Below are 19,666 nucleotides of genomic sequence, written 5' to 3'. Positions count from 1 at the left end.
TGCGCTACAGGCCAAATCAATATACACCCTTGCGTAGCACAGTCAATTGATCCCAAATCATCACAGGCGGCGGGCGCGAGGGGCAAGGTGGCTTACAATATAGCCTTTGTTAGCTCACCGAACCCCAGTCATGTCCAACGCGCAACCTGTCGTCACCAAATCGGCTTATCTCACCCTGCATTATCGTCTCGCCTCCCTGGACGGTACTGATATCGTCACTACCTTCAGTGGAAATCCCGCGACCCTGATGCTGGGCCAGGGCCAGCTGGCGCCGGTGCTTGAGGAATTGCTGATCGGCCTGCCCGAAGGCACGCACAAGACCTTCGAGCTGGAACCCGGTGTCGGCTTCGGCCCGCGCAACCCGGAACTGGTGCGCGAAGTGACGCGCGCGACCTTGGACGAGAACTCGGTGCCCGGCGCCGACTACAAAGTGGGCGACCTGGTCGACTTCGCCGCGCCGGGCGGCGGCCGCTTCGCCGGCATCCTGCGCGAGCTGGGCGACGACACCTGCTTATTCGACTTCAACCATCCGCTGGCCGGCCAGCCGTTGAAGTTCGAAGTCAACCTAATTTCCGTTCTGTGAGGCACTGATGAGCGATAAAGAACTCCTGTTGGCCCAGCCGCGCGGCTTTTGCGCCGGCGTCGACCGCGCGATCGAGATCGTCGAGCGCGCGCTGCTGCAGTTCGGCGCGCCGATCTATGTGCGCCACGAAATCGTCCACAACGCCTATGTGGTGGAAGACTTGCGCAACAAGGGCGCGATCTTCATCGAGGACCTGGATGATGTCCCGGCCGGTAACACCCTGGTGTTTTCGGCCCACGGCGTGTCCAAGGCGGTGCGCGCCGAGGCGGAATCCCGCGGCCTGAGCATCTTCGACGCGACCTGTCCGCTGGTGACCAAGGTGCACGTGGAAGTGGCCAAGATGCGCAAGCAGGGCTGCGAAATCATCATGATCGGCCATGACGGCCACCCCGAGGTCGAAGGCACGATGGGCCAGACCGAAGAGGGCATGTATCTGGTGGAAACCGTGGCCGACGTCGAGCGCCTGGAGGTGAACAAGCCGGAGCATCTGGCCTATGTTTCCCAGACAACGTTGTCGGTCGACGACACCGCCGATATCATCGAGGCGCTCAAACGCAAATTCCCGGCCATTATCGAGCCGAAAAAAGGCGACATTTGTTACGCCACCACCAACCGCCAGGAGGCCGTGAAATTCATGGCGCCGCAGGTGGAGCTGGTCATTGTTGTCGGCAGCCCGAACAGCTCCAACTCCAACCGCCTGCGCGAAGTGGCCGAGAAGATGGGCACGCCCGCCTACATGGTCGACAACGCCACGCAGATCAATCCGGCCTGGCTGGAGGGCAAGCTGCGGGTGGGCGTGACCGCCGGCGCGTCGGCGCCCGAGGTGTTGGTGCAGGCCGTCATCGACCGTCTGAAAGAGTGCGGCGTGCGCAGCGTCCGCCCGCTCGACGGCGTGCAGGAGGCGGTGACGTTCCCGCTGCCGAAGGGCCTGGACGGCCAGAAACCGGCGGCGATCAACAGCGCGACCTGAGCGCAGCGGCGGAGCGGGCAGAACTTAATTCAGCACTTTTAACGTTATTCCGCAGTTAGTTTTTCGGGAATCTCGCTATCATTGCCTCGCTCGCAAAAACTTGTCGATTAGGCCCTTAAGGGGCTTGCCGACACCCAGCCAGTTCGCAGAGTTTGATGCCGGCTCAGGCATGAAACTTGCATGATTATCGTGTAGTCAACCGCGGCACTACGGGGACATCTATCCCCGGGTGCCGTTTTTGTTACTTGGACCGTCTGTGCAACACCAATTTAAAGGCTCTTAATGGATACTTTTATCCAACAAATTATAAATGGACTGGTGCTGGGCAGCATGTACGCCCTGGTCGCGCTGGGGTACACCATGGTGTACGGCGTGCTCAACCTCATTAACTTCGCCCACGGCGACGTGCTGATGGTCGGGGCCATGACCGGCCTGACCATCCTGAAATACCTCAACGAGTATGCGCCGGACCTGCCCGGCTACGTCAAGCTGGCCATCGCCATCGGCGGCGCCATTCCGGTTTGTATCATCGTCAACATCCTGATCGAACGTGTCGCCTATCGCCGCCTGCGCAACGCGCCGCGGTTGGCGCCCCTGATCACGGCGATCGGCGTGTCCATCCTGCTGCAAACCTTCGCCATGATGATCTGGACCCGCAATCCGCTGCCGTTCCCGCAGTTGCTGTCGTCCGAGCCGGTGGTGATCGGCGGCGCGCTCATTTCGCAGACGCAGATCCTGCTGCTGGTGCTGGCCGCCGTGTCGATGACCGGGCTGGTGCTGCTGGTGGAAAAAACCAAGATGGGCCGCGCCATGCGCGCCACGGCGGAAAATCCACGGGTCGCCGGCCTGATGGGCGTCGACTCGAACAAGGTCATCGTCGCCACCTTCGCGCTCGGCGCGGCGCTGGCCGCCGTGGCCGGCGTGATGTGGGGCGCCAACTACGCGTCGATCCAGTTCGCGATGGGCTTCGTGCCGGGCCTGAAGGCCTTCTCGGCGGCGGTGCTGGGCGGCATCGGCAACATCTACGGCGCGATGATCGGCGGTATCGTGCTCGGCATTATCGAGAGCCTGGGCGCCGGCTACATCGGCGACCTGACCGGCGGCTTCCTCGGCAGCCACTACCAGGACATCTTCGCCTTCGTCGTGCTGATCCTCGTGCTGACGGTGCGTCCGTCCGGCATCATGGGCGAGCGCGTCGCCGACCGCGCGTAACAGGGGGGCATCATGGCTATTCTTAATTTCGACGTTTCCCGCAACCCGCGCAAGGCCTACGGCAGCATGGCCGTGGTCTTCATCGGCTTGCTGATCTTCCCGTTCTTTGCCGCGCAGTTCGGCAACTCGTGGGTCCGCATCATCGACATGGCGCTGCTGTACATCATGCTGGCGCTGGGCCTCAACATCGTGGTCGGCTTCGCCGGCCTGCTCGATCTGGGCTACATCGCGTTTTACGCGGTGGGCGCCTACATGACCGGCCTGCTGGCCTCGCCGCAATTCGCGGCGCTGCTCGAATCGGTCATCAACCAGTATCCGGTGCTGGGCGAGTCGCTGGTCTCCATCTTCGGACCGGAGATCCAGCAAAACGGCATCCACCTGTCGGTGTGGGTGATCGTGCCGCTGGCGGCCGCAACGGCCGGCCTGTTCGGCGCGCTGCTCGGCGCCCCGACCCTCAAGCTGCGCGGCGACTACCTGGCCATCGTGACCCTGGGCTTCGGCGAGATCATCCGCATCTTCATGAACAACCTCAACGAGCCGATCAACTTCACCAACGGCCCGCAGGGTATCAACCTGATCGATCCGATCCGGGTGTTCGGCGTCAATCTGGCGGGGGAGGCCGGTTCGCGCGCCACCGTCGTCTTCGGCGGCTTCTCCATGCCTTCCGTGAACGCCTACTACTTCCTGTTCCTGTTCCTGTGCATCGCCATCGTGTTCGTCACGTCGCGCTTGCAGCACTCGCGCCTGGGCCGCGCCTGGGTCGCGATCCGCGAGGACGAGATCGCGGCCAAAGCGATGGGCATCAACACCCGCAATGTCAAGCTGCTGGCGTTCACGATGGGCGCTTCGTTCGGCGGCGTCGCCGGCGCGCTGTTCGCGTCGTTCCAGGGCTTCGTGTCGCCGGAATCGTTCTCGCTGACCGAGTCGATCGCCGTGCTGGCGATGGTGGTGCTGGGCGGTATCGGCCATATTCCCGGCGTCATCATGGGCGGCGTGCTGCTCGCGGCCTTGCCGGAAGTGTTGCGCCACGTCGTGGAACCGTTGCAGCAAAAACTGTTCGGCCACATCCTGATCGAGGCCGAAGTGCTGCGCCAGTTGTTGTACGGCCTGGCCATGGTGCTGATCATGCTCAACCGTCCGGCCGGCCTGTGGCCGGCACCCAAGCATGAAGACCGTCCCGACAGCGATTCGGATACCAAAGATCAATCGTCCGGCACCGTGGCGGCCTGAGGAAAGCAGACATGAGCGAACAAGTAATTCTCAACATCGCCGGCGTCAACAAGCGCTTCGGCGGCCTGCAGGCGCTGACCGATGTCGGCATCAAGATCCTGAAGGGCCAGATCTACGGCTTGATCGGTCCCAACGGCGCCGGCAAGACCACGTTCTTCAACGTCATCACCGGCCTGTACCAGCCGGACACCGGCACCTTCGAGCTGGCCGGCAAGCCGTATTCGCCGTCCGCCCCGCATGAGGTGGCCAAGGCCGGCATCGCCCGCACCTTCCAGAACATCCGTCTGTTCGGCGAGATGACCGCGCTGGAAAACGTCATGGTCGGGCGCCACGTGCGCTCGCATCAGGGCGTGTTCGGCGCCGTGTTCCGCCACAAGGCGGCGCGCGAGGAGGAGGCGGGCATCCGCAAGCGCGCGCAGGAGTTGCTGGACTTCGTCGGCATCGGCCAGTTCGCCAACCGCACCTCGCGCTTCCTGTCGTACGGCGACCAGCGCCGTCTGGAAATCGCCCGCGCGCTGGCCACCGACCCGCAACTGCTGGCGCTGGACGAGCCGGCCGCCGGCATGAACGCGACCGAAAAACTGGCGCTGCGCGAGTTGCTGGTCAAGATCAAGAACGAGGGCAAGACCGTGTTGCTGATCGAGCACGACGTCAAAATGATGATGGGCCTGTGCGACCGGCTGATGGTGCTGGAATACGGCAAGCCGATCGCCGAGGGTCTGCCGGCGGAAATACAGAGCAATCAGGCGGTCATCGAAGCCTATCTGGGAGGATCGCACTAATGAGCGGCAATGTTCTAAAAGTATCGGGACTGAAAGTCGCGTACGGCGGCATCAAGGCCGTCAAGGGTATCGACCTGGAAGTGAACAAGGGCGAGCTGGTGGCGCTGATCGGCGCCAACGGCGCCGGCAAGACCACGACCCTGAAAGCCATCACCGGCACCTTGCCGGCCTGTAAGGTTGAAGGCACGATCACCTACGAGGGCGAGTCGCTGAAGGGCAGCAAGTCCTTCCATCTGGTGCAGAAGAAGCTGGCGATGGTGCCGGAAGGGCGCGGCGTGTTCACCCGCATGTCGATCCAGGAAAACCTGATGATGGGCGCCTTCACCCGCAACGACAAGGCCGGCATCGAGGCCGACATCGCCAAGTGGTTCGACGTGTTCCCGCGCCTGAAAGAGCGGGCGGCGCAGATGGCCGGCACCTTGTCGGGCGGCGAACAGCAGATGCTGGCGATGGCGCGCGCGCTGATGTCGCATCCGAACCTGCTGCTGCTGGACGAGCCGTCGATGGGGCTGTCGCCGATCATGGTCGAGAAGATCTTCGAAGTGATCCGCAACGTCTCCAAAGAAGGCATCACTGTCTTGCTGGTCGAACAGAACGCCAAACTGGCGTTGCAGGCGGCCCACCGTGGCTACGTCATGGATTCGGGCAATATCACGATGACCGGCAACGCTCGCGACATGCTGGACGATCCGCGCGTCAAGGCGGCCTATCTGGGCGAGTAAATATCCCGGGTAATCGCTGCCAATAAGCAGCAGGCAAAAAAAAGCCCCGGCACGGGCCGAGGCTTTTAAGGACATCCGTCAGGAGGAAACCACGGATGCCGAGGAGACCGCAGAACGGGCACCGGCGCCTGGGCGCCGGCCACTATTGCTGATTACTTGCGTGCCGGAGCGACCTTGGCGGCGGCTGCGGAGAACTGGTTCACGGCCTGGGCAACGTTGCTTTCGATCGACTCGGCAGCTTGCTTGGCGGTTTTGCTGAACTGCTCGTAGCCGGCGTTGGCGTTGCCAATGGCCGATTTGAACAGGGCGACGGCGTTTTCGCTGCCGGCCGGGGCGTTCTTGCTGACTTCTTCCACCAGCGAGATGACTTTGCGGTTGGTTTCGGCGATCTGGGTTTCAGCGGCTTTGCTGAACTCGGCGCTGGTGCTCTGGGCGATGTTCGCCAGGTGACGACCGTAAGCGATGGTCTTTTCAGCGGTCGGCTGGGCCTGAGCGGATGCCAGCGAGAAGAATTCTTGCGGATCTTTTGCCGACAACAGTTGCTTGGCGGTGATCGACGACTCTTCCAGCGATGCCTTGGCGGCGGTCAGGTTCAGGTCGACAAACTTCTCCACGCCTTCAAACGCCTTGTTGGTCAGGGCCGAGAAGATAGCGAACTGCGCTTCAAAGTTGGCTTTGGTCGCATTGGAAAATTGCTCAGGGATTGAAAACATTTAACTCTCCAGGAAAATAGTCATTAATTGGATACTGCCGTTCTACTCGGCGAGAAACAGAACATCCATGTTTCAAACCGATCAAATTGTGCAACGCAACAAATACGATTTTACGGCGTTGGGAAATTAAGTCAAGCGATTTTTTGTGCGTTGCATCAAGGCATGAAACATCGTTTTGAGGAAGCATTTCCCAGCTAAAACTTCTCGTGGTGCACACCAAGACATGGCGTGGTTGCTTGCTGTGGCGCCCACGCCGATGCGCAAACGCCCGCCGTGATAGACTCGGCGGACCCCGAACCGGTGCCGTTTTCCGGCCTCCGGTTTCCTTTCAGTCAGCTAGTCAGTTTTCATGTCCGATACTCCGACCGCCGTTCCAGCCGCAAAACAGCCTCCCGCGCCCGCCGCGCACGCGACTTTTCTGTCGCCGATGCCGTTGTTTTTTGTACTCTTATGGAGCAGTGGCTTCATCGTGGCGAAGTTCGGACTGCCGTATGCGCCGCCGCTGACCTTCCTGTTGATGCGTTTTGTCGGCGTACTGGTGCTGCTGGTGCCGATCGTCCTGCTGCTGCGCGCGCCTTGGCCGCGCGGCAAGATCTGGCAGGTGGGGCTGGCCGGCGTGCTGGTGCAAGCCGGTTACCTGATCGGCGTCTGGTGCGCCATCAAACTGGGCATGCCGGCCGGCTTGTCGGCGCTGATCGTCGGCATGCAGCCCATCCTGACCGCCTTCGCCGCGCCGCTGATCGGCGAGAAGGTACTGCCCCGTCAATGGCTCGGGCTGCTGTTCGGTATCGGCGGCGTCGCCCTGGTGGTGGCCGCCAAGATCAAGCTGACCGGATTGTCGGTCGAGGCGATCGCGCTGTGCGTGTTGGCGCTGGTGTCGATCACGGTGGGCACCATGTATCAGAAACGCCATTGCCCGCAGTTCGACCTGCGCACCGGCACCGTGATCCAGTTCGCCGCGTCGACCGTTGTGGTGTTGCCGCTGGCTATCATATTTGAAGACTGGACGCCGGCGTTTGCTGCGGTGCAGTGGACCTCCCAGTTTATCGGCGCGCTGCTGTGGTCGGTTTTGGGCCTGTCGATCGGCGCCATTTTCCTGCTGTTCGCGCTGATACGTCGCAGCGACGCCACCCAGGTCACCAGCTTGATGTATCTGACGCCGCCCACCACGGCCGTGATGGCCTGGCTGATGTTCGGCGAAGTGTTCAATCTCCTCGGCGTGGCGGGCATGGCGCTGGCGGTCACCGGGGTGTTTTTCGTGGTCAGCAAGAGCAAACCCAAATAGCGAGGACACATGATTTCTACTCCCGAACAGCAGGCGGTGGACGCCGCGATCACGTCGCGCCGCTCGATCCGCGCCTATACGCCGCAAGCCGTGGCGCGCGAGGATATATTGCAGATACTGCAGGTGGCGGGCAGGGCGCCGTCCGGCACCAATACCCAGCCGTGGAAGGTGTATGTGCTGGAGGGCGAGCGCAAGCGGGAGTTGTCTTCGGCGATTCTGGCCATACATAACGACCCGGAGCAAGCGAAGCTGCACACCGAGGAGTATGCGTATTACCCGAGGGAATGGGTCTCGCCGTATATCGACCGCCGCCGCAAGGTCGGCTGGGATTTGTATGCCTTGCTGGGGCTTACCCGTGACAACAAGGCCGGCATGGCGGCCCAGCATGGCCGCAACTACGAGTTCTTCGGCGCGCCGGTGGGGCTGATCTTTACGATCGACCGCATCATGGAGCAGGGCTCCTGGCTCGATTACGGGATGTTCCTGCAGAGCGTGATGGTGGCGGCGCGCGGCCGGGGACTAGATACTTGTCCGCAAGCCGCCTTTACGCAGTATCATCGGGTCATCGGTTCTGTCCTGAACATCCCAGAAAATGAAACCGTGGTGTGCGGCATGGCGCTTGGTTACGCCGATACGACAAAAATCGAGAATTCTTTGATCACCGAGCGTATGCGTGTCGAAGAATTTGTTAAATTTGTCGTTAAGGACTAGCTTGCATAAAAGGTTAACAAAGCCGTATTGCAGATCCGCAACCAAAGATGCTGCGAGGGATAATTTAGCTTGCGCTCTCTCACCATTTTGCTACACTGCAACAGTCGATTGTGAAATCCGGCTTTTCTTCTTTTGGGGATACGAATGTATAAACTAGCGTTAAGTGCGCTCATTTCGCTGATGTTTGCATCGGCCGGCATGACTGCCGCCCAGGCCGCGACCGCCAACACCGCCGCGCCGAAAAAAGCCGTGGTCAAGAAGGCCAAGGCCCGCCAGACCGTGCGCATCGCCGCGGTCGACGCCGGCGACCGCATGGTCAAGCGTGTGACCAAGGTCAACGGCCGCCGCAAGGTGGTCTATCAGCGCATCATCACCGCCGCGCCGGCGATGCCGACCATGGGCGACCTGGCCGGGTTGAACTCGACGCACGATCCGCTGGACCTCAAGTCCAACGTGGCGCTGGTGCTGGACCAGGCCAACTCCGAAGTATTGTTTGAAAAGAATTCCAACGTCGCCTTGCCGATCGCCTCGATCACCAAGATGATGACCGGCCTGGTCGTGGTCGAAGCCAACCAGGACATGGACGAAGTGCTGACCGTGACCGACGCCGATGTCGACCGCGAAAAATTCAGCAGCTCGCGCCTGCGCGTCGGCGCCCAGCTGACCCGCGCCAACATGTTGCATATCGCTCTGATGAGCTCGGAAAACCGCGCCGCTTCGGCACTCGGCCGCAACTACCCGGGTGGCAAGCCGGCGTTTGTCGAGGCGATGAACGCCAAGGCCCGCGAACTGGGCATGACCGACACGCATTATGTCGATTCCAGCGGTTTGTCGAAAATGAATGTGGCCAGCGCGCGCGACTTGGCCAAGCTGGCGATGGCGGCTTACCAGCATCCGATGCTGCGCCAGTTCTCCACCGATTCCAAGGCGATCGTCGAAGCCAACGGCCGTCCGATGCAGTTCGGCACCACCAATCACCTGGTGGCCAGCCCCGACTGGGCGATCGGCCTGCAGAAGACCGGTTTCATCAACGAAGCGGGCCGCTGCCTGCTGATGCAGGCCGTCATCGAAGGCCGTTCGGTGATCATGGTGTTCCTCGATTCCAAGGGCAAGCAGTCGCGTACCGCCGACGCCGGCCGCATGCGCACCTGGCTGCAGGCGCTCAAGCCTGCCGCGTTGACCACCAACACCAGCTCGCCGGTTTATTCGACCGGCATGTAACCCAGCGTGGCGGAGATCTGGTTGGCGGTCGTGACCAGATCCTCCAGCCAGTCTTCCTGCAGACGGTCGGCCGGCGCCGAGATCGACAGCCCGGCAATCAGCTTGCCGCTGTCGTCGTGTATCCCGGCGGCCATGCAACGCACCCCCAGTTCCAGTTCCTCGTTATCGCGCGCGTAGCCGCGCGACTTCACCAGGCTGAGCTCGCGCTCGAGCTTGGACAAATCCGTGATCGAATTCTTGTTGTGCCCGGCCAGTCCGGTGCGTGTGGCGTAGGCGCGGATGGCTTTCGGCTCGTCCACCGACAGGAACAGTTTGCCGGTCGAGGTGAGGTGCAGCGGACCGCGTCCGCCGATCGCCCGCACCACCTGCATGCCCGAGCGTTCCGAGAAGGCACGGTCGATGTAGACGATCTCGTCGCCCTGGCGCACCGACAGGTTGATGGTCTGCTGCGTCTTCTTGTGCAATGCGCGCATGAAATCCAGCGCCGCTTCGCGCACCGACAGCCGGCTCTTGACCACGTTGCCCAGTTCCAGCAGCCGCATGCCGAGGCGATAGGTGCCCGGTTCGATGCGGTCGACAAAGCGCGTGAGCACCATGTCGTTGAGGATACGGTGCGCGGTGGAAGGATGGAGCCCGGAAACCTTGGACAATTCCTTCAGGCTGACGGGATCGGGGTACTTGGCGAGAGCGTCTAGTAACGCCACCATGCGTTCGATCACCTGGATAGTGGTCTTTTGCTCAGGAACGGTTTCGATTTTCATGATGTGGTTGGTGCAGTGCAGTATGCGGTATCTACGTTATACCATAATGTGAAAAAAATGGGAATTGATGCATAATGCGTCATCTTTATCTCGTCTTATCGTTCATGGAACCTGTCAGCGAATTCAAAAGCAAAAGCGGCCTGAAACGGATCTTTTCCGCCTTGTTCTACTCGATCGACGGCTTGAAGGCCGCCTGGAAGCACGAGCACGCCTTCCGCCAGGAATTGGGCCTGTTCGTCGCCGGTACGCTTGTCGCGCTGGTGCTCAAGGTGTCGGCGTTCGAAAAGCTGGTGCTGATCGCGGTGCTGGTGCTGGTGCTGATCGTCGAACTGATTAACTCGGCGATCGAGGCGGTGGTTGACCGGATTTCGCTGGAGCGTCATCCGTTGTCGAAAAACGCCAAGGATTTCGGCAGCGCGGCGGTGTTGTTGGCTTGCCTGCTGGCGGCGGCGACCTGGGCTGTGGTGCTGTTCAACCGCTTTTATTAGCCGAAGTGCTGTGAATTAAGCGTACTTCTAAAACACGTAGGGCGGATTAGCGAAGCGTAATCCGCCAAGCATGCGCCGTCGGCGGCTCATAGATGGCGGATTACTGGCTGGATCCATATGCGCTTTTGGTATATGGAACTGACAAAAGCTTAGTTCTCATTTATAAGGGGCGGGATTACTCTTTGGTCTAACATAACTAGGGGAATCAAATGCTGTCCAAAAAAATCATCGCCGCAGCCATTTTTGCCGCTACGGCCGCTTCGTCCGTCATCGCCGCCGAAATCTCCCTGCTCAACGTTTCGTACGACCCGACGCGCGAGCTGTACCAGGACGTCAACACCGCCTTCGCCAAGGATTGGAAAGCCAAGACCGGCGACACCGTCAAGATCAAGCAATCGCACGGCGGTTCCGGCAAGCAGGGCCGCGCCGTCATCGACGGCCTGGAAGCGGACGTGGTTTCGCTGGCGCTGGCCTACGACATCGACGCCATCGCCGAGCGCAAGATCCTGGCGCCGGACTGGCAGAAGAAACTGCCGCACAACAGCACCCCGTACACCTCGACCATCGTGTTCCTGGTCCGCAAGGGCAACCCGAAAGGCATCAAGGACTGGAACGATCTGGTCAAGCCTGGCGTGGCCGTCATCACCCCGAATCCGAAGACCTCCGGCGGCGCCCGCTGGAACCATCTGGCCGCCTACGGCTACGCGCTGCGCCAGCCGGGCGGCACCGAAGCGAGCGCCAAGGATTTCCTCGGCAAGCTGTATAAGAACGTGCCGGTGCTCGATTCCGGCGCGCGCGGCGCCACCACCACCTTCGTCGAGCGCGGCATCGGCGACGTGCTGATCGCCTGGGAAAACGAGGCGCTGCTGGCCATCAAGGAACTGGGACCGAGCAAGTTCGACATCGTCGCGCCGTCGATCTCGATCCTGGCCGAGCCGCCTGTGGCCGTGGTCGACAAGGTGGTCGACAAGCGCGGCACCCGCAAGGTGGCCGAGGCTTACCTGAACTTCCTCTACACCGATGAAGCGCAGGAAATCATCGCCAAGAACTACTACCGTCCCGCCGTCGAGAAAGAGGCGAAGAAATACGCCGCCCAATTCCCGGCCGTGAAACTGTTCACGATCGCCCAGATCTCGGGCGACTGGGCCAAGGCGCAAAAGACCCACTTTGCCGATGGCGGCGTGTTCGACCAGATCTACCAGCCGAAGTAAGCACCATGCCCGGCCCCAACATCGCGGACTTCCGTGTCCTGATCGCGCCGGGCTTGCACAACAGCGGACCGGACCACTGGCAAAGCCGTTGGCAGCGCCTGTTTCCCGCCTTCGAGCGGGTCGAGCAGGATGATTGGGAAGCGCCGGATCTGGCGCGCTGGTCGGCCCGGGTCGACCAGTTACGCTGCACCGGAACCAAGCCTGACGATCCGCGTCCAACACTGATCGTCGCGCACAGCTTCGGCAGCCTGGCGAGCGTGCACAGCGTGGCGCGCGATCCGTCCGGCGTGGCCGGCCTGCTGCTGGTGGCGCCGGCCGATCCGGACAAGTTCAACGTCGCCGATCAGTTGCCGAAGCAGGCGCTGCCGGTGCCGTCGATCGTGATCGGCAGCACCGACGACCCGTGGATGGCGGCGCCGCGCGCGGCACAGTGGGCCGAGCGCTGGCACAGCCAATTCATCAACGGCGGCGCGCTGGGGCACATCAATGCGGAGTCCGGCCTGGGCGATTGGCCCGAAGGATTGGAAATCTTGTATTTTTTAATAGATAAGGTGCAGAATAGAGCCCTCGCGGCGCATTGATCGCCGGTGCCAATTCAACCTTTAACAACCCCTGGAGACCACCATGACATTACGACTCGGCGATACCGCCCCTGATTTTGAACAAGACTCCTCCATCGGCAAGCTGAAGTTCCACGAGTGGGCGGGCGACTCCTGGGTGGTGCTGTTCTCCCACCCGGCCGATTTCACGCCCGTCTGCACCACCGAGCTGGGCCTGACCGCCAAGCTGAAACCGGAATTCGACAAGCGCAACGTCAAGGCGATCGCGCTGTCGGTCGACCCGGCCGAATCGCACAAGGGCTGGATCGCCGACATCGAATCGACCCAGGACACCGTGGTTGGCTTCCCCATCATCGCCGACGAGGACCGCAAGGTCGCCACCTTGTACGACATGATCCACCCGAACGCCTCGACCACGGCCACCGTGCGCACCCTGTTCGTCATCGATCCGAACAAAAAGGTCCGCCTGAGCCTGACCTATCCGATGAGCACCGGCCGCAACTTCGACGAAGTGCTGCGCGTCATCGACGCCCTGCAACTGACCGACGCCTACACCGTGGCCACGCCGGGCAACTGGAAAGATGGCGACGACGTCATCATCCCGCTGACCGTGCAAGACCCGGAAGTGCTGAAGCAAAAGTACCCGAAAGGCTTTACCGCCGCCAAACCATACCTGCGTGTCACACCTCAGCCGAACAAGTGATCGGAGCAAAAAGCGCATAAGCAAATAAGGATTGCGTTGTTTGGATATTTCCCTAGAGTAGGTACCCTTCGGGCTACTCTTGGGGAATTGCATGGATGTATCGTTTGTCATTTCAGGTTTCGCGGTGGGCGTATTGGTGGGCATGACCGGTGTCGGCGGCGGTTCGCTGATGACGCCGCTGCTGACCTTGTTGTTCGGCGTCTCGCCGGCCGTCGCCGTCGGCACCGACCTGGCCTTCGCCTCGCTGACCAAGGGCGTCGGCACCTTCACCCACCGCTTGCGCGGCACGGTCCACTGGGACATCGTGCGCCGCCTGTGCATCGGCGCCTTGCCCGCCGCGCTGGTCGCCAGCCTGGGCCTCAAATACTTTGGCACCCTCAGCCCCGAACTGGGCCAGATCATCCGTTACACCATCGCCGGCTCGGTGCTGCTGACCGTCTGCGCGCTGCTGTTCCGGCGCAAGATGCTGGCCTGGATCAGTGCCCGTCCCGAGCGCCAGCTGCAGGGCGGGGTGCTGACCGCCGCCACCATCTTCTCCGGTGTCGTGCTCGGCACGCTGGTCACCATTTCCTCGATCGGCGCCGGCGCCATCGGCGCGACCGTGCTGGTGATGCTGTATCCGAAGCTGACGCCGGCCGAGGTGGCGGGCACCGATATCGCCTACGCCGTGCCGCTGACGGCGATCGCCGCCGTCGGCCACTGGTGGCTGGGTTCGATCGACTGGATGCTGTTGTTGACCTTGCTGGTAGGCTCGCTGCCGGGTATCACCCTGGGTTCCTACTTCGCCAAATCGGTGCCGGAACGGCTGCTGCGCGGCCTGCTGGCTTTCATTTTGGTAGCGGTCGCCGCCAAACTCATATTCTGAGTAGCTATATACCGTATTCGTCTAACCAAATGAAAAATGCTTCGTTTGTAATATGACGCGCAGATGAGATTATGCAGCCCTTATAGAAGAATTTGTAATAAGGGAGCAAGTCCATGTCTGCAGTTCTCTCAGCGCCCGCCACGGTCCCCGTGGCCGCCAGGGGCGCGCCATTCCGCGTGATGCCGGGCTTCCGGCTATCGCTGGGGTTCACGATTTTCTACCTGACGCTGATCGTGCTGATCCCGTTGTCGGCGGTCTTCCTCAAGACATTCACGATGACGTGGGAAGGCTTTTGGGCCGCCGTCACCTCCGAGCGCGTGATGGCCTCGTACCGGCTGACCTTTGGCGCTTCGCTGATCGGCGCATTTATTAATGTGATTTTCGGCGGCATCGTCGCCTGGGTGCTGGTGCGCTACGAGTTTCCCGGCAAGCGCATCATCGACGCCCTGGTCGACCTGCCGTTCGCGCTGCCGACCGCCGTCGCCGGCATCACCTTGACGGCGCTGTATTCGGCCAACGGCTGGTTCGGCCAGTTCATCGAGGGCGTGCTCGGCATCAAGGTGGCGTTCACGCCGCTCGGCGTGGTCGTCGCGCTGACCTTCATCGGCCTGCCGTTCGTGGTGCGCACGGTGCAGCCGGTGCTGGAGGACGCCGAACGCGAACTGGAGGAGGCCGCCGCCAGCCTGGGCGCCAACGCCTTCCAGACCTTCACCCGCGTGGTGTTCCCGACCATCATGCCGTCCTTGATGACCGGCTTCGCGCTGGCCTTCGCCCGCGCCACCGGTGAATTCGGCTCGGTGATTTTCATCGCCGGCAACATGCCGATGATTTCCGAGATCACGCCGCTGTTCATCATCACCAAACTCGAGCAGTACGACTACGCCGGCGCCACCGCGATCGCGGTGGTGATGCTGGTGGTGTCGTTCATCATGCTGTTGACCATCAACCTGTTGCAAGCCTGGGCTCGCGGAAAGTCGGGTAAATAATATGAGCGGACTGCCTCCCGTCCCGGTGCGTCGCGGCGAACTGCCGTCGGCGCCGCAAATCCTCGAACCGATGTGGGTGCGCGGCGTGTTGATCGCCATCGCGCTGCTGTTCCTGACCGTGTTCCTGTTCGTGCCACTGGTGGCCGTGTTCGCCGAAGCGTTCCGCAAGGGCTGGGAAGCCTACGTGGCCGCCATCGTCGAGGAGGACGCGATCTCGGCCATCAAGCTGACCCTGATCACGGCCGTCATCGCCGTGCCGCTGAACCTGGTGTTCGGCGTGGCCGCCTCGTGGTGTATCGCCAAGTTCGAGTTCCGCGGCAAAAGCTTTTTGCTGACCCTGATCGACCTGCCGTTCTCGGTGTCGCCGGTGATCTCCGGCCTGATCTATGTGCTGCTGTTCGGCGCGCAGGGCTGGATGGGGCCGTGGCTACAGGAGCACGACATCAAGATCCTGTTCGCCGTGCCGGGCATCGTGCTGGCGACGATCTTCGTCACCTTCCCGTTCGTGGCGCGCGAGCTGATTCCGCTGATGCAGGCGCAAGGCAGCGAAGAAGAAGAGGCCGCCATCGTGCTGGGCGCCTCCGGCTGGGACACCTTCCGCCGCGTGACCTTGCCGAACATTAAGTGGGGCCTGCTGTACGGCGTGATCCTGTGTAACGCCCGCGCGATGGGCGAGTTCGGCGCGGTGTCGGTGGTGTCCGGCCACATCCGTGGCGAGACCAACACCGTGCCGCTGCAGGTCGAGATTTTGTACAACGAGTACAACTTCGCCGCCGCCTTCGCCGTGGCGTCCCTGTTGGCCTTGCTGGCGCTGGTGACGCTGGCCCTGAAATCCTTTATCTCTTGGCGCTTGAACGAATCGATCGCCGATGACGCACGTTCCAAGGAGCACTGACATGACGATCGAAGTTAAAAACATCAACAAGCGTTTCGGCGATTTCGTCGCCCTCAACAACGTCTCGCTGGATTTTCCGGCGGGCGAGCTGACCGCGCTGCTGGGACCGTCGGGCTGCGGCAAGACGACCCTGTTGCGCATCATCGCCGGCCTCGAGCATCCTGATTCCGGCCAGGTGCTGCTGGATTCGAACGATGCCTCGCATCGCCACGTGCGCGAGCGCCAGGTCGGCTTCGTGTTCCAGCACTACGCGCTGTTCAAACACATGACCGTGTTCGAGAACGTCGCCTTTGGCCTGCGCGTCAAACCGCGCGCCGAGCGTCCTTCCGAGGACCAGATCCGCCGCAAGGTCAAGGAACTGCTGGAGCTGGTGCAGCTGGACTGGCTGGCCGACCGCTACCCGCCGCAACTGTCGGGCGGGCAGCGCCAGCGGATCGCCCTGGCGCGCGCGCTGGCCGTCGAGCCGCGCGTGCTGCTGCTGGACGAACCGTTCGGCGCGCTCGACGCCAAGGTCCGCAAGGAACTGCGCCGCTGGTTGCGCCGCCTGCACGACGACCTGCACGTGACGTCGATCTTCGTCACCCACGACCAGGAGGAGGCGCTGGAAGTGGCCGACCAGGTCGTGCTGATGAACAAGGGTAACGTCGAGCAGATCGGCGCGCCGGAGCAGGTCTACAACCATCCGGCCTCGCCGTTCGTGTACGGTTTCCTGGGCAACGTCAACATGTTCCACGGCCGCGTGCAGGATGGCGTGCTGGCCAGTGGCGGCGCGACCTTCCAGGTGCCGGGCCAACCGGACGCCGACGGCAAGGGCACGGCCTATGTGCGTCCGCACGACCTGGACATCGAACGCTACACGCCGGGCGCCGAGGGTATCGTCGTCAAGCTGCGCCGCGCGCACGCGATCGGCCCGCTGGCGCAACTGGACCTGGAGCGCGACGACACGTCCGAGCTGATCGAGGCGGTGATGTCGAACGAGCGTTTCAGCCATCTTCAACTGAAAGAGGGCGAGACTTTGGTGGTGCGTCCCAAGCGCCTGCATGTGTTTGTCGACGCTGGAGCTTCCATATGAATTTTCAACAACTGCGGTCGATCCGCGAAGCCGCCCGGCGCGGCTACAATTTGACCGAAGTGGCCAATGCCTTGTTCACCTCGCAGCCTGGCGTGAGCCGCCAGATCCGCGAGTTGGAAGACGAACTGGGCGTGGTGATTTTCGAGCGTAACGGCAAGCGCCTGACCGGCATGACCGAGCCGGGCAAGGGCATCCTCAAGATCATCGACCGCCTGCTGATCGAGGCGGAGAATTTGCAGCAGGCCAGCCTGGAATACACGGGCCAGCAAAGCGGCACGCTCAGCGTCGCCGCCACGCACACGCAGGCGCGGTACGCGCTGCCGAAGGTGGTGCAGAGTTTCCGCAGCGCGTATCCGGACGTGCGCATCGCCTTGCAGCAAAGCGCGCCGGAGCATATCGCCGAATGGATTTTGTCGGGCAAGACCGATATCGGCATCGCCACCGAGGGCTTGTCGCAGTTCCCGGACCTGGTGTCCTTCCCATGCTACCGCTGGAGCCATTTGATCGTGGTGCCGGACGGCCATCCCTTGCTGGGCCGCTCGCCGATCAAGCTGGAGGATCTGGCCGAGTTCCCGTTGATCACCTACGACGTCGGCTTCACCGGACGCGGGCATATCGACGCGGCGTTTTCGCAGGCCGGCGTCAAGCCCGACATCGTCTTGACGGCGATGGATTCGGACGTCATCAAGCAGTATGTCGCGCTCGGGCTGGGCGTGGGCATCGTCGCCTCGATGGCCTTCGACCACGGCCGTGATAAAGGCATGCGCGCGGTCGAGGCGTCGCACCTGTTCGCGCCGAACACCACGCGGCTGGCGGTGCGCAAGGGCGCCTATCTGCGCTCGTACGCCTACCATTTCATCCAGCAGTTCGCGCCCGATCTGACGCGCGAGGAAATCGATGCGGCCTTGAACGGCGGGGATCTGTCGTAGCGCGTGGCATAAGCGTCCATATGGCTGCCACGGCAATGTGGTGGCCATAAAACAGTCCGACAATTTATATTATTTACACTCAAAAACCACCCTATACTAATTTTCAATTGCTATTGCTGCATCCAGTTATTTAAACCAACGGTTTTACTCTGGGAGTCGACATGGGAATCGGGAATTGGAAAATCGGCACCCGCCTGGGCGCCGGTCTCGGGGTGGCGATCATCTTCATGCTCGGCATCGCCATTGTCGGCATCGGCAACCTTGGCAAACTCAACAACAACACCAAGGACCTGGCCGTCGACAAGGTGCCCAAGGTCATACTGGCTTACGAAACGATAGGCGGCCTCAACGATATCGCACGGGCGATGCGCAACGCCATGCTGTCCAAGGACCCGGCCGTGGTCAAGGCGGAGCTGGAGCGTGTCGACAAGCGCAAGGTCGAGATCGGAGAGCGGCTGGACCAGCTGCGCGTGCTGATTGCCGACGATGACGACCCGCGCAGCGCCGCGAAGTTGCAGGCCGTGCTCGATGCGCGCGAGAAGTATTTGGTGGTGCAAACCGAGTTCCTGAAGATGTCGGCCGACGTCGAGCAGCGCGACGCGTCCATTACTTATCTGCTGACCACGGTTCGCAAGGAGCAGACCGCCTATCTCAATGCGCTGACCGAACTGGTCAAGTTCCAGAACGCGGCGGTGGAAGAGGCCAGCACCGTCGCCGAGCAAGCTTATGCCGGTTCGCGCAACACGATGATTGTGCTGACGGTGCTGGCCGCCGGCATCGCGGCGTGGGTGCTGGCCATCATCTCGCGCAGCATCACCTTGCCGCTGAACCGCGCGGTCGGCATGGCGCAGGCGGTGGCCGGCGGCGATCTGACGACGCGCATGGAGTGCCATACGACCGACGAGACCGGCCAGTTGCTGCGCGCGCTGATCGACATGAACGACAGCCTGGCGCGCACGGTGGGACAGGTGCGGTCCGGCACCGACACCATCGCCACCGCCTCCAACGAGATCGCCAGCGGCAACCTCGATCTGTCCAGCCGCACCGAGCAGCAGGCATCGAGCCTGGAGGAAACCGCGTCGTCGATGGAGGAACTGACGTCGACGGTGTCGCGGAACGCCGAGAACGCACGCCAGGCGACCAGGCTGGTTGTGGCGGCGTCGGACTACGCCACCAAGGGCGGCAAGGTGGTCGGGCAGGTGGTCGACACAATGGGGGCGATCAAGGAAAGCTCGGGCAAGATCGTCGACATCATCGGCGTGATCGACGGCATCGCTTTCCAGACCAACATCCTGGCCTTGAACGCGGCGGTCGAGGCGGCGCGCGCGGGCGAGCAGGGCAGGGGCTTCGCGGTGGTGGCGTCGGAGGTGCGCAACCTGGCGCAGCGCTCGGCCGGTGCCGCCAAGGAAATCAAGGAGTTGATCGGGCGTTCGGTCGAGACAGTCGATGCCGGCGCCGTGCTGGTCGGCGAGGCCGGCGCCACGATGGCGGGCCTGGTGGAATCGGTCAAGCAGGTGGCCGAGATCATGGACGCGATCAGCGCCGCCAGCAGTGAGCAGAGCAGTGGAATCGAGCAGGTCAACCAGGCCATCATCTCGATCGACGACGTGACGCAGCAGAACGCCGCGCTGGTGGAGCAGGCCGCCGCCGCCGCGCAGAGCATGCGCGATCAGGCGGATTTGCTGGCGCAGGCCGTTAGCGTGTTCAAGCTGGCCGGGCCGGGGGGATTCGGCGTGGCGCAGCGCCAGGTGCTGGCGCTGCGGTAAG

21 protein-coding genes are annotated in these 19,666 nt (G+C 62.2%); 19 read left to right on the top strand and 2 right to left on the bottom strand.

What is annotated here, in order from left to right; all coding sequences use genetic code 11:
• Positions 1-130: 130 nt before the first annotated feature.
• From AC07P1_RS04530 to AC07P1_RS04505, 6 genes are all read left to right on the top strand, one after another.
• The gene (locus AC07P1_RS04530; protein WP_209726685.1) at positions 131-583 is read left to right on the top strand and encodes an FKBP-type peptidyl-prolyl cis-trans isomerase; all 453 of its coding nucleotides are present in this window, start codon (positions 131-133) and stop codon (positions 581-583) included.
• A gap of 7 nt (positions 584-590) precedes the next feature.
• Positions 591-1,553 carry a 4-hydroxy-3-methylbut-2-enyl diphosphate reductase gene (ispH, locus tag AC07P1_RS04525; RefSeq protein ID WP_494694684.1) on the top strand — a complete coding sequence of 321 codons (963 nt, stop codon included), beginning with the start codon at positions 591-593 and terminating at the stop codon, positions 1,551-1,553.
• A 282-nt stretch (positions 1,554-1,835) separates the two neighbouring features.
• Positions 1,836-2,765, top strand: coding sequence for a branched-chain amino acid ABC transporter permease (locus AC07P1_RS04520; RefSeq protein WP_494694683.1), 930 nt, complete (start codon positions 1,836-1,838; stop codon positions 2,763-2,765).
• Positions 2,766-2,777: 12 nt separating this feature from the next.
• Positions 2,778-3,995: an ABC transporter permease subunit gene (locus tag AC07P1_RS04515; RefSeq protein ID WP_494694682.1), complete on the top strand. Its 1,218-nt coding sequence runs from the start codon at positions 2,778-2,780 to the stop codon at positions 3,993-3,995.
• A gap of 11 nt (positions 3,996-4,006) precedes the next feature.
• Entirely contained in the window at positions 4,007-4,777 is a 771-nt protein-coding gene (locus tag AC07P1_RS04510) for an ATP-binding cassette domain-containing protein (RefSeq protein WP_315218791.1), read from the top strand.
• The gene (locus AC07P1_RS04505) at positions 4,777-5,499 is read left to right on the top strand and encodes an ABC transporter ATP-binding protein (RefSeq protein WP_494694681.1); all 723 of its coding nucleotides are present in this window, start codon (positions 4,777-4,779) and stop codon (positions 5,497-5,499) included. Before AC07P1_RS04510 ends, AC07P1_RS04505 begins: the two co-directional genes overlap by 1 nt.
• A gap of 152 nt (positions 5,500-5,651) precedes the next feature.
• On the opposite strand, the gene AC07P1_RS04500 is transcribed toward AC07P1_RS04505, so the two are convergent.
• Positions 5,652-6,212 (bottom strand): phasin family protein, encoded by a 561-nt coding sequence (locus tag AC07P1_RS04500; protein WP_494694680.1) that lies wholly within the window; start codon positions 6,210-6,212, stop codon positions 5,652-5,654.
• 349 nt (positions 6,213-6,561) lie between these two features.
• On the opposite strand from AC07P1_RS04500, the gene AC07P1_RS04495 reads away from it, so the two are divergent.
• From AC07P1_RS04495 to pbpG, 3 genes are all read left to right on the top strand, one after another.
• Positions 6,562-7,497: a DMT family transporter gene (locus AC07P1_RS04495; RefSeq protein WP_494694679.1), complete on the top strand. Its 936-nt coding sequence runs from the start codon at positions 6,562-6,564 to the stop codon at positions 7,495-7,497.
• Positions 7,498-7,506: 9 nt separating this feature from the next.
• Positions 7,507-8,208 carry a nitroreductase gene (locus AC07P1_RS04490; protein ID WP_494694678.1) on the top strand — a complete coding sequence of 234 codons (702 nt, stop codon included), beginning with the start codon at positions 7,507-7,509 and terminating at the stop codon, positions 8,206-8,208.
• Between the two features lie 144 nt (positions 8,209-8,352).
• Positions 8,353-9,429 carry a D-alanyl-D-alanine endopeptidase gene (gene pbpG, locus AC07P1_RS04485; RefSeq protein ID WP_494694677.1) on the top strand — a complete coding sequence of 359 codons (1,077 nt, stop codon included), beginning with the start codon at positions 8,353-8,355 and terminating at the stop codon, positions 9,427-9,429.
• On the opposite strand, the gene AC07P1_RS04480 is transcribed toward pbpG, so the two are convergent.
• Positions 9,411-10,190 carry an IclR family transcriptional regulator gene (locus tag AC07P1_RS04480; RefSeq protein ID WP_090323796.1) on the bottom strand — a complete coding sequence of 260 codons (780 nt, stop codon included), beginning with the start codon at positions 10,188-10,190 and terminating at the stop codon, positions 9,411-9,413. The two genes, pbpG and AC07P1_RS04480, sit on opposite strands and share 19 nt — an antisense overlap.
• A 104-nt stretch (positions 10,191-10,294) precedes the next feature.
• On the opposite strand from AC07P1_RS04480, the gene AC07P1_RS04475 reads away from it, so the two are divergent.
• The 10 genes from AC07P1_RS04475 to AC07P1_RS04430 all read left to right on the top strand — a co-directional run bounded on the left by AC07P1_RS04475 (position 10,295) and on the right by AC07P1_RS04430 (position 19,665).
• Positions 10,295-10,678 (top strand): diacylglycerol kinase, encoded by a 384-nt coding sequence (locus tag AC07P1_RS04475; RefSeq protein WP_494694676.1) that lies wholly within the window; start codon positions 10,295-10,297, stop codon positions 10,676-10,678.
• A 209-nt stretch (positions 10,679-10,887) separates the two neighbouring features.
• Positions 10,888-11,889 carry a sulfate ABC transporter substrate-binding protein gene (locus tag AC07P1_RS04470; RefSeq protein WP_494694675.1) on the top strand — a complete coding sequence of 334 codons (1,002 nt, stop codon included), beginning with the start codon at positions 10,888-10,890 and terminating at the stop codon, positions 11,887-11,889.
• 5 nt (positions 11,890-11,894) lie between these two features.
• Positions 11,895-12,470 carry an RBBP9/YdeN family alpha/beta hydrolase gene (locus AC07P1_RS04465; RefSeq protein WP_494694674.1) on the top strand — a complete coding sequence of 192 codons (576 nt, stop codon included), beginning with the start codon at positions 11,895-11,897 and terminating at the stop codon, positions 12,468-12,470.
• Between the two features lie 43 nt (positions 12,471-12,513).
• Complete coding sequence (locus tag AC07P1_RS04460) at positions 12,514-13,152, top strand: peroxiredoxin (RefSeq protein WP_315218777.1); 639 nt, start codon at positions 12,514-12,516, stop codon at positions 13,150-13,152.
• Between the two features lie 91 nt (positions 13,153-13,243).
• Positions 13,244-14,017 (top strand): sulfite exporter TauE/SafE family protein, encoded by a 774-nt coding sequence (locus AC07P1_RS04455; RefSeq protein WP_494694673.1) that lies wholly within the window; start codon positions 13,244-13,246, stop codon positions 14,015-14,017.
• 179 nt (positions 14,018-14,196) lie between these two features.
• On the top strand, positions 14,197-15,003 hold the full coding sequence (gene cysT / locus AC07P1_RS04450) for a sulfate ABC transporter permease subunit CysT (RefSeq protein WP_494694799.1): 807 nt from the start codon (positions 14,197-14,199) through the stop codon (positions 15,001-15,003).
• Position 15,004: 1 nt separating this feature from the next.
• Entirely contained in the window at positions 15,005-15,898 is an 894-nt protein-coding gene (gene cysW, locus AC07P1_RS04445; RefSeq protein ID WP_494694672.1) for a sulfate ABC transporter permease subunit CysW, read from the top strand.
• Between the two features lies 1 nt (position 15,899).
• Positions 15,900-16,970, top strand: a complete 1,071-nt coding sequence (locus AC07P1_RS04440) for a sulfate/molybdate ABC transporter ATP-binding protein (protein ID WP_494694671.1) — start codon at positions 15,900-15,902, stop codon at positions 16,968-16,970.
• Entirely contained in the window at positions 16,967-17,899 is a 933-nt protein-coding gene (locus AC07P1_RS04435; RefSeq protein ID WP_494694670.1) for a CysB family HTH-type transcriptional regulator, read from the top strand. The genes AC07P1_RS04440 and AC07P1_RS04435 overlap by 4 nt, the downstream gene beginning before the upstream one ends.
• A 161-nt stretch (positions 17,900-18,060) precedes the next feature.
• On the top strand, positions 18,061-19,665 hold the full coding sequence (locus AC07P1_RS04430) for a methyl-accepting chemotaxis protein (RefSeq protein ID WP_494694669.1): 1,605 nt from the start codon (positions 18,061-18,063) through the stop codon (positions 19,663-19,665).
• Position 19,666 lies beyond the last annotated feature (1 nt).

Source organism: Duganella sp. GW821-FHT07F09 (assembly GCF_059418705.1).
The sequence above is the reverse complement of the archived record's forward strand: the minus strand, read 5'-3'. Positions and strand labels throughout refer to the sequence as shown.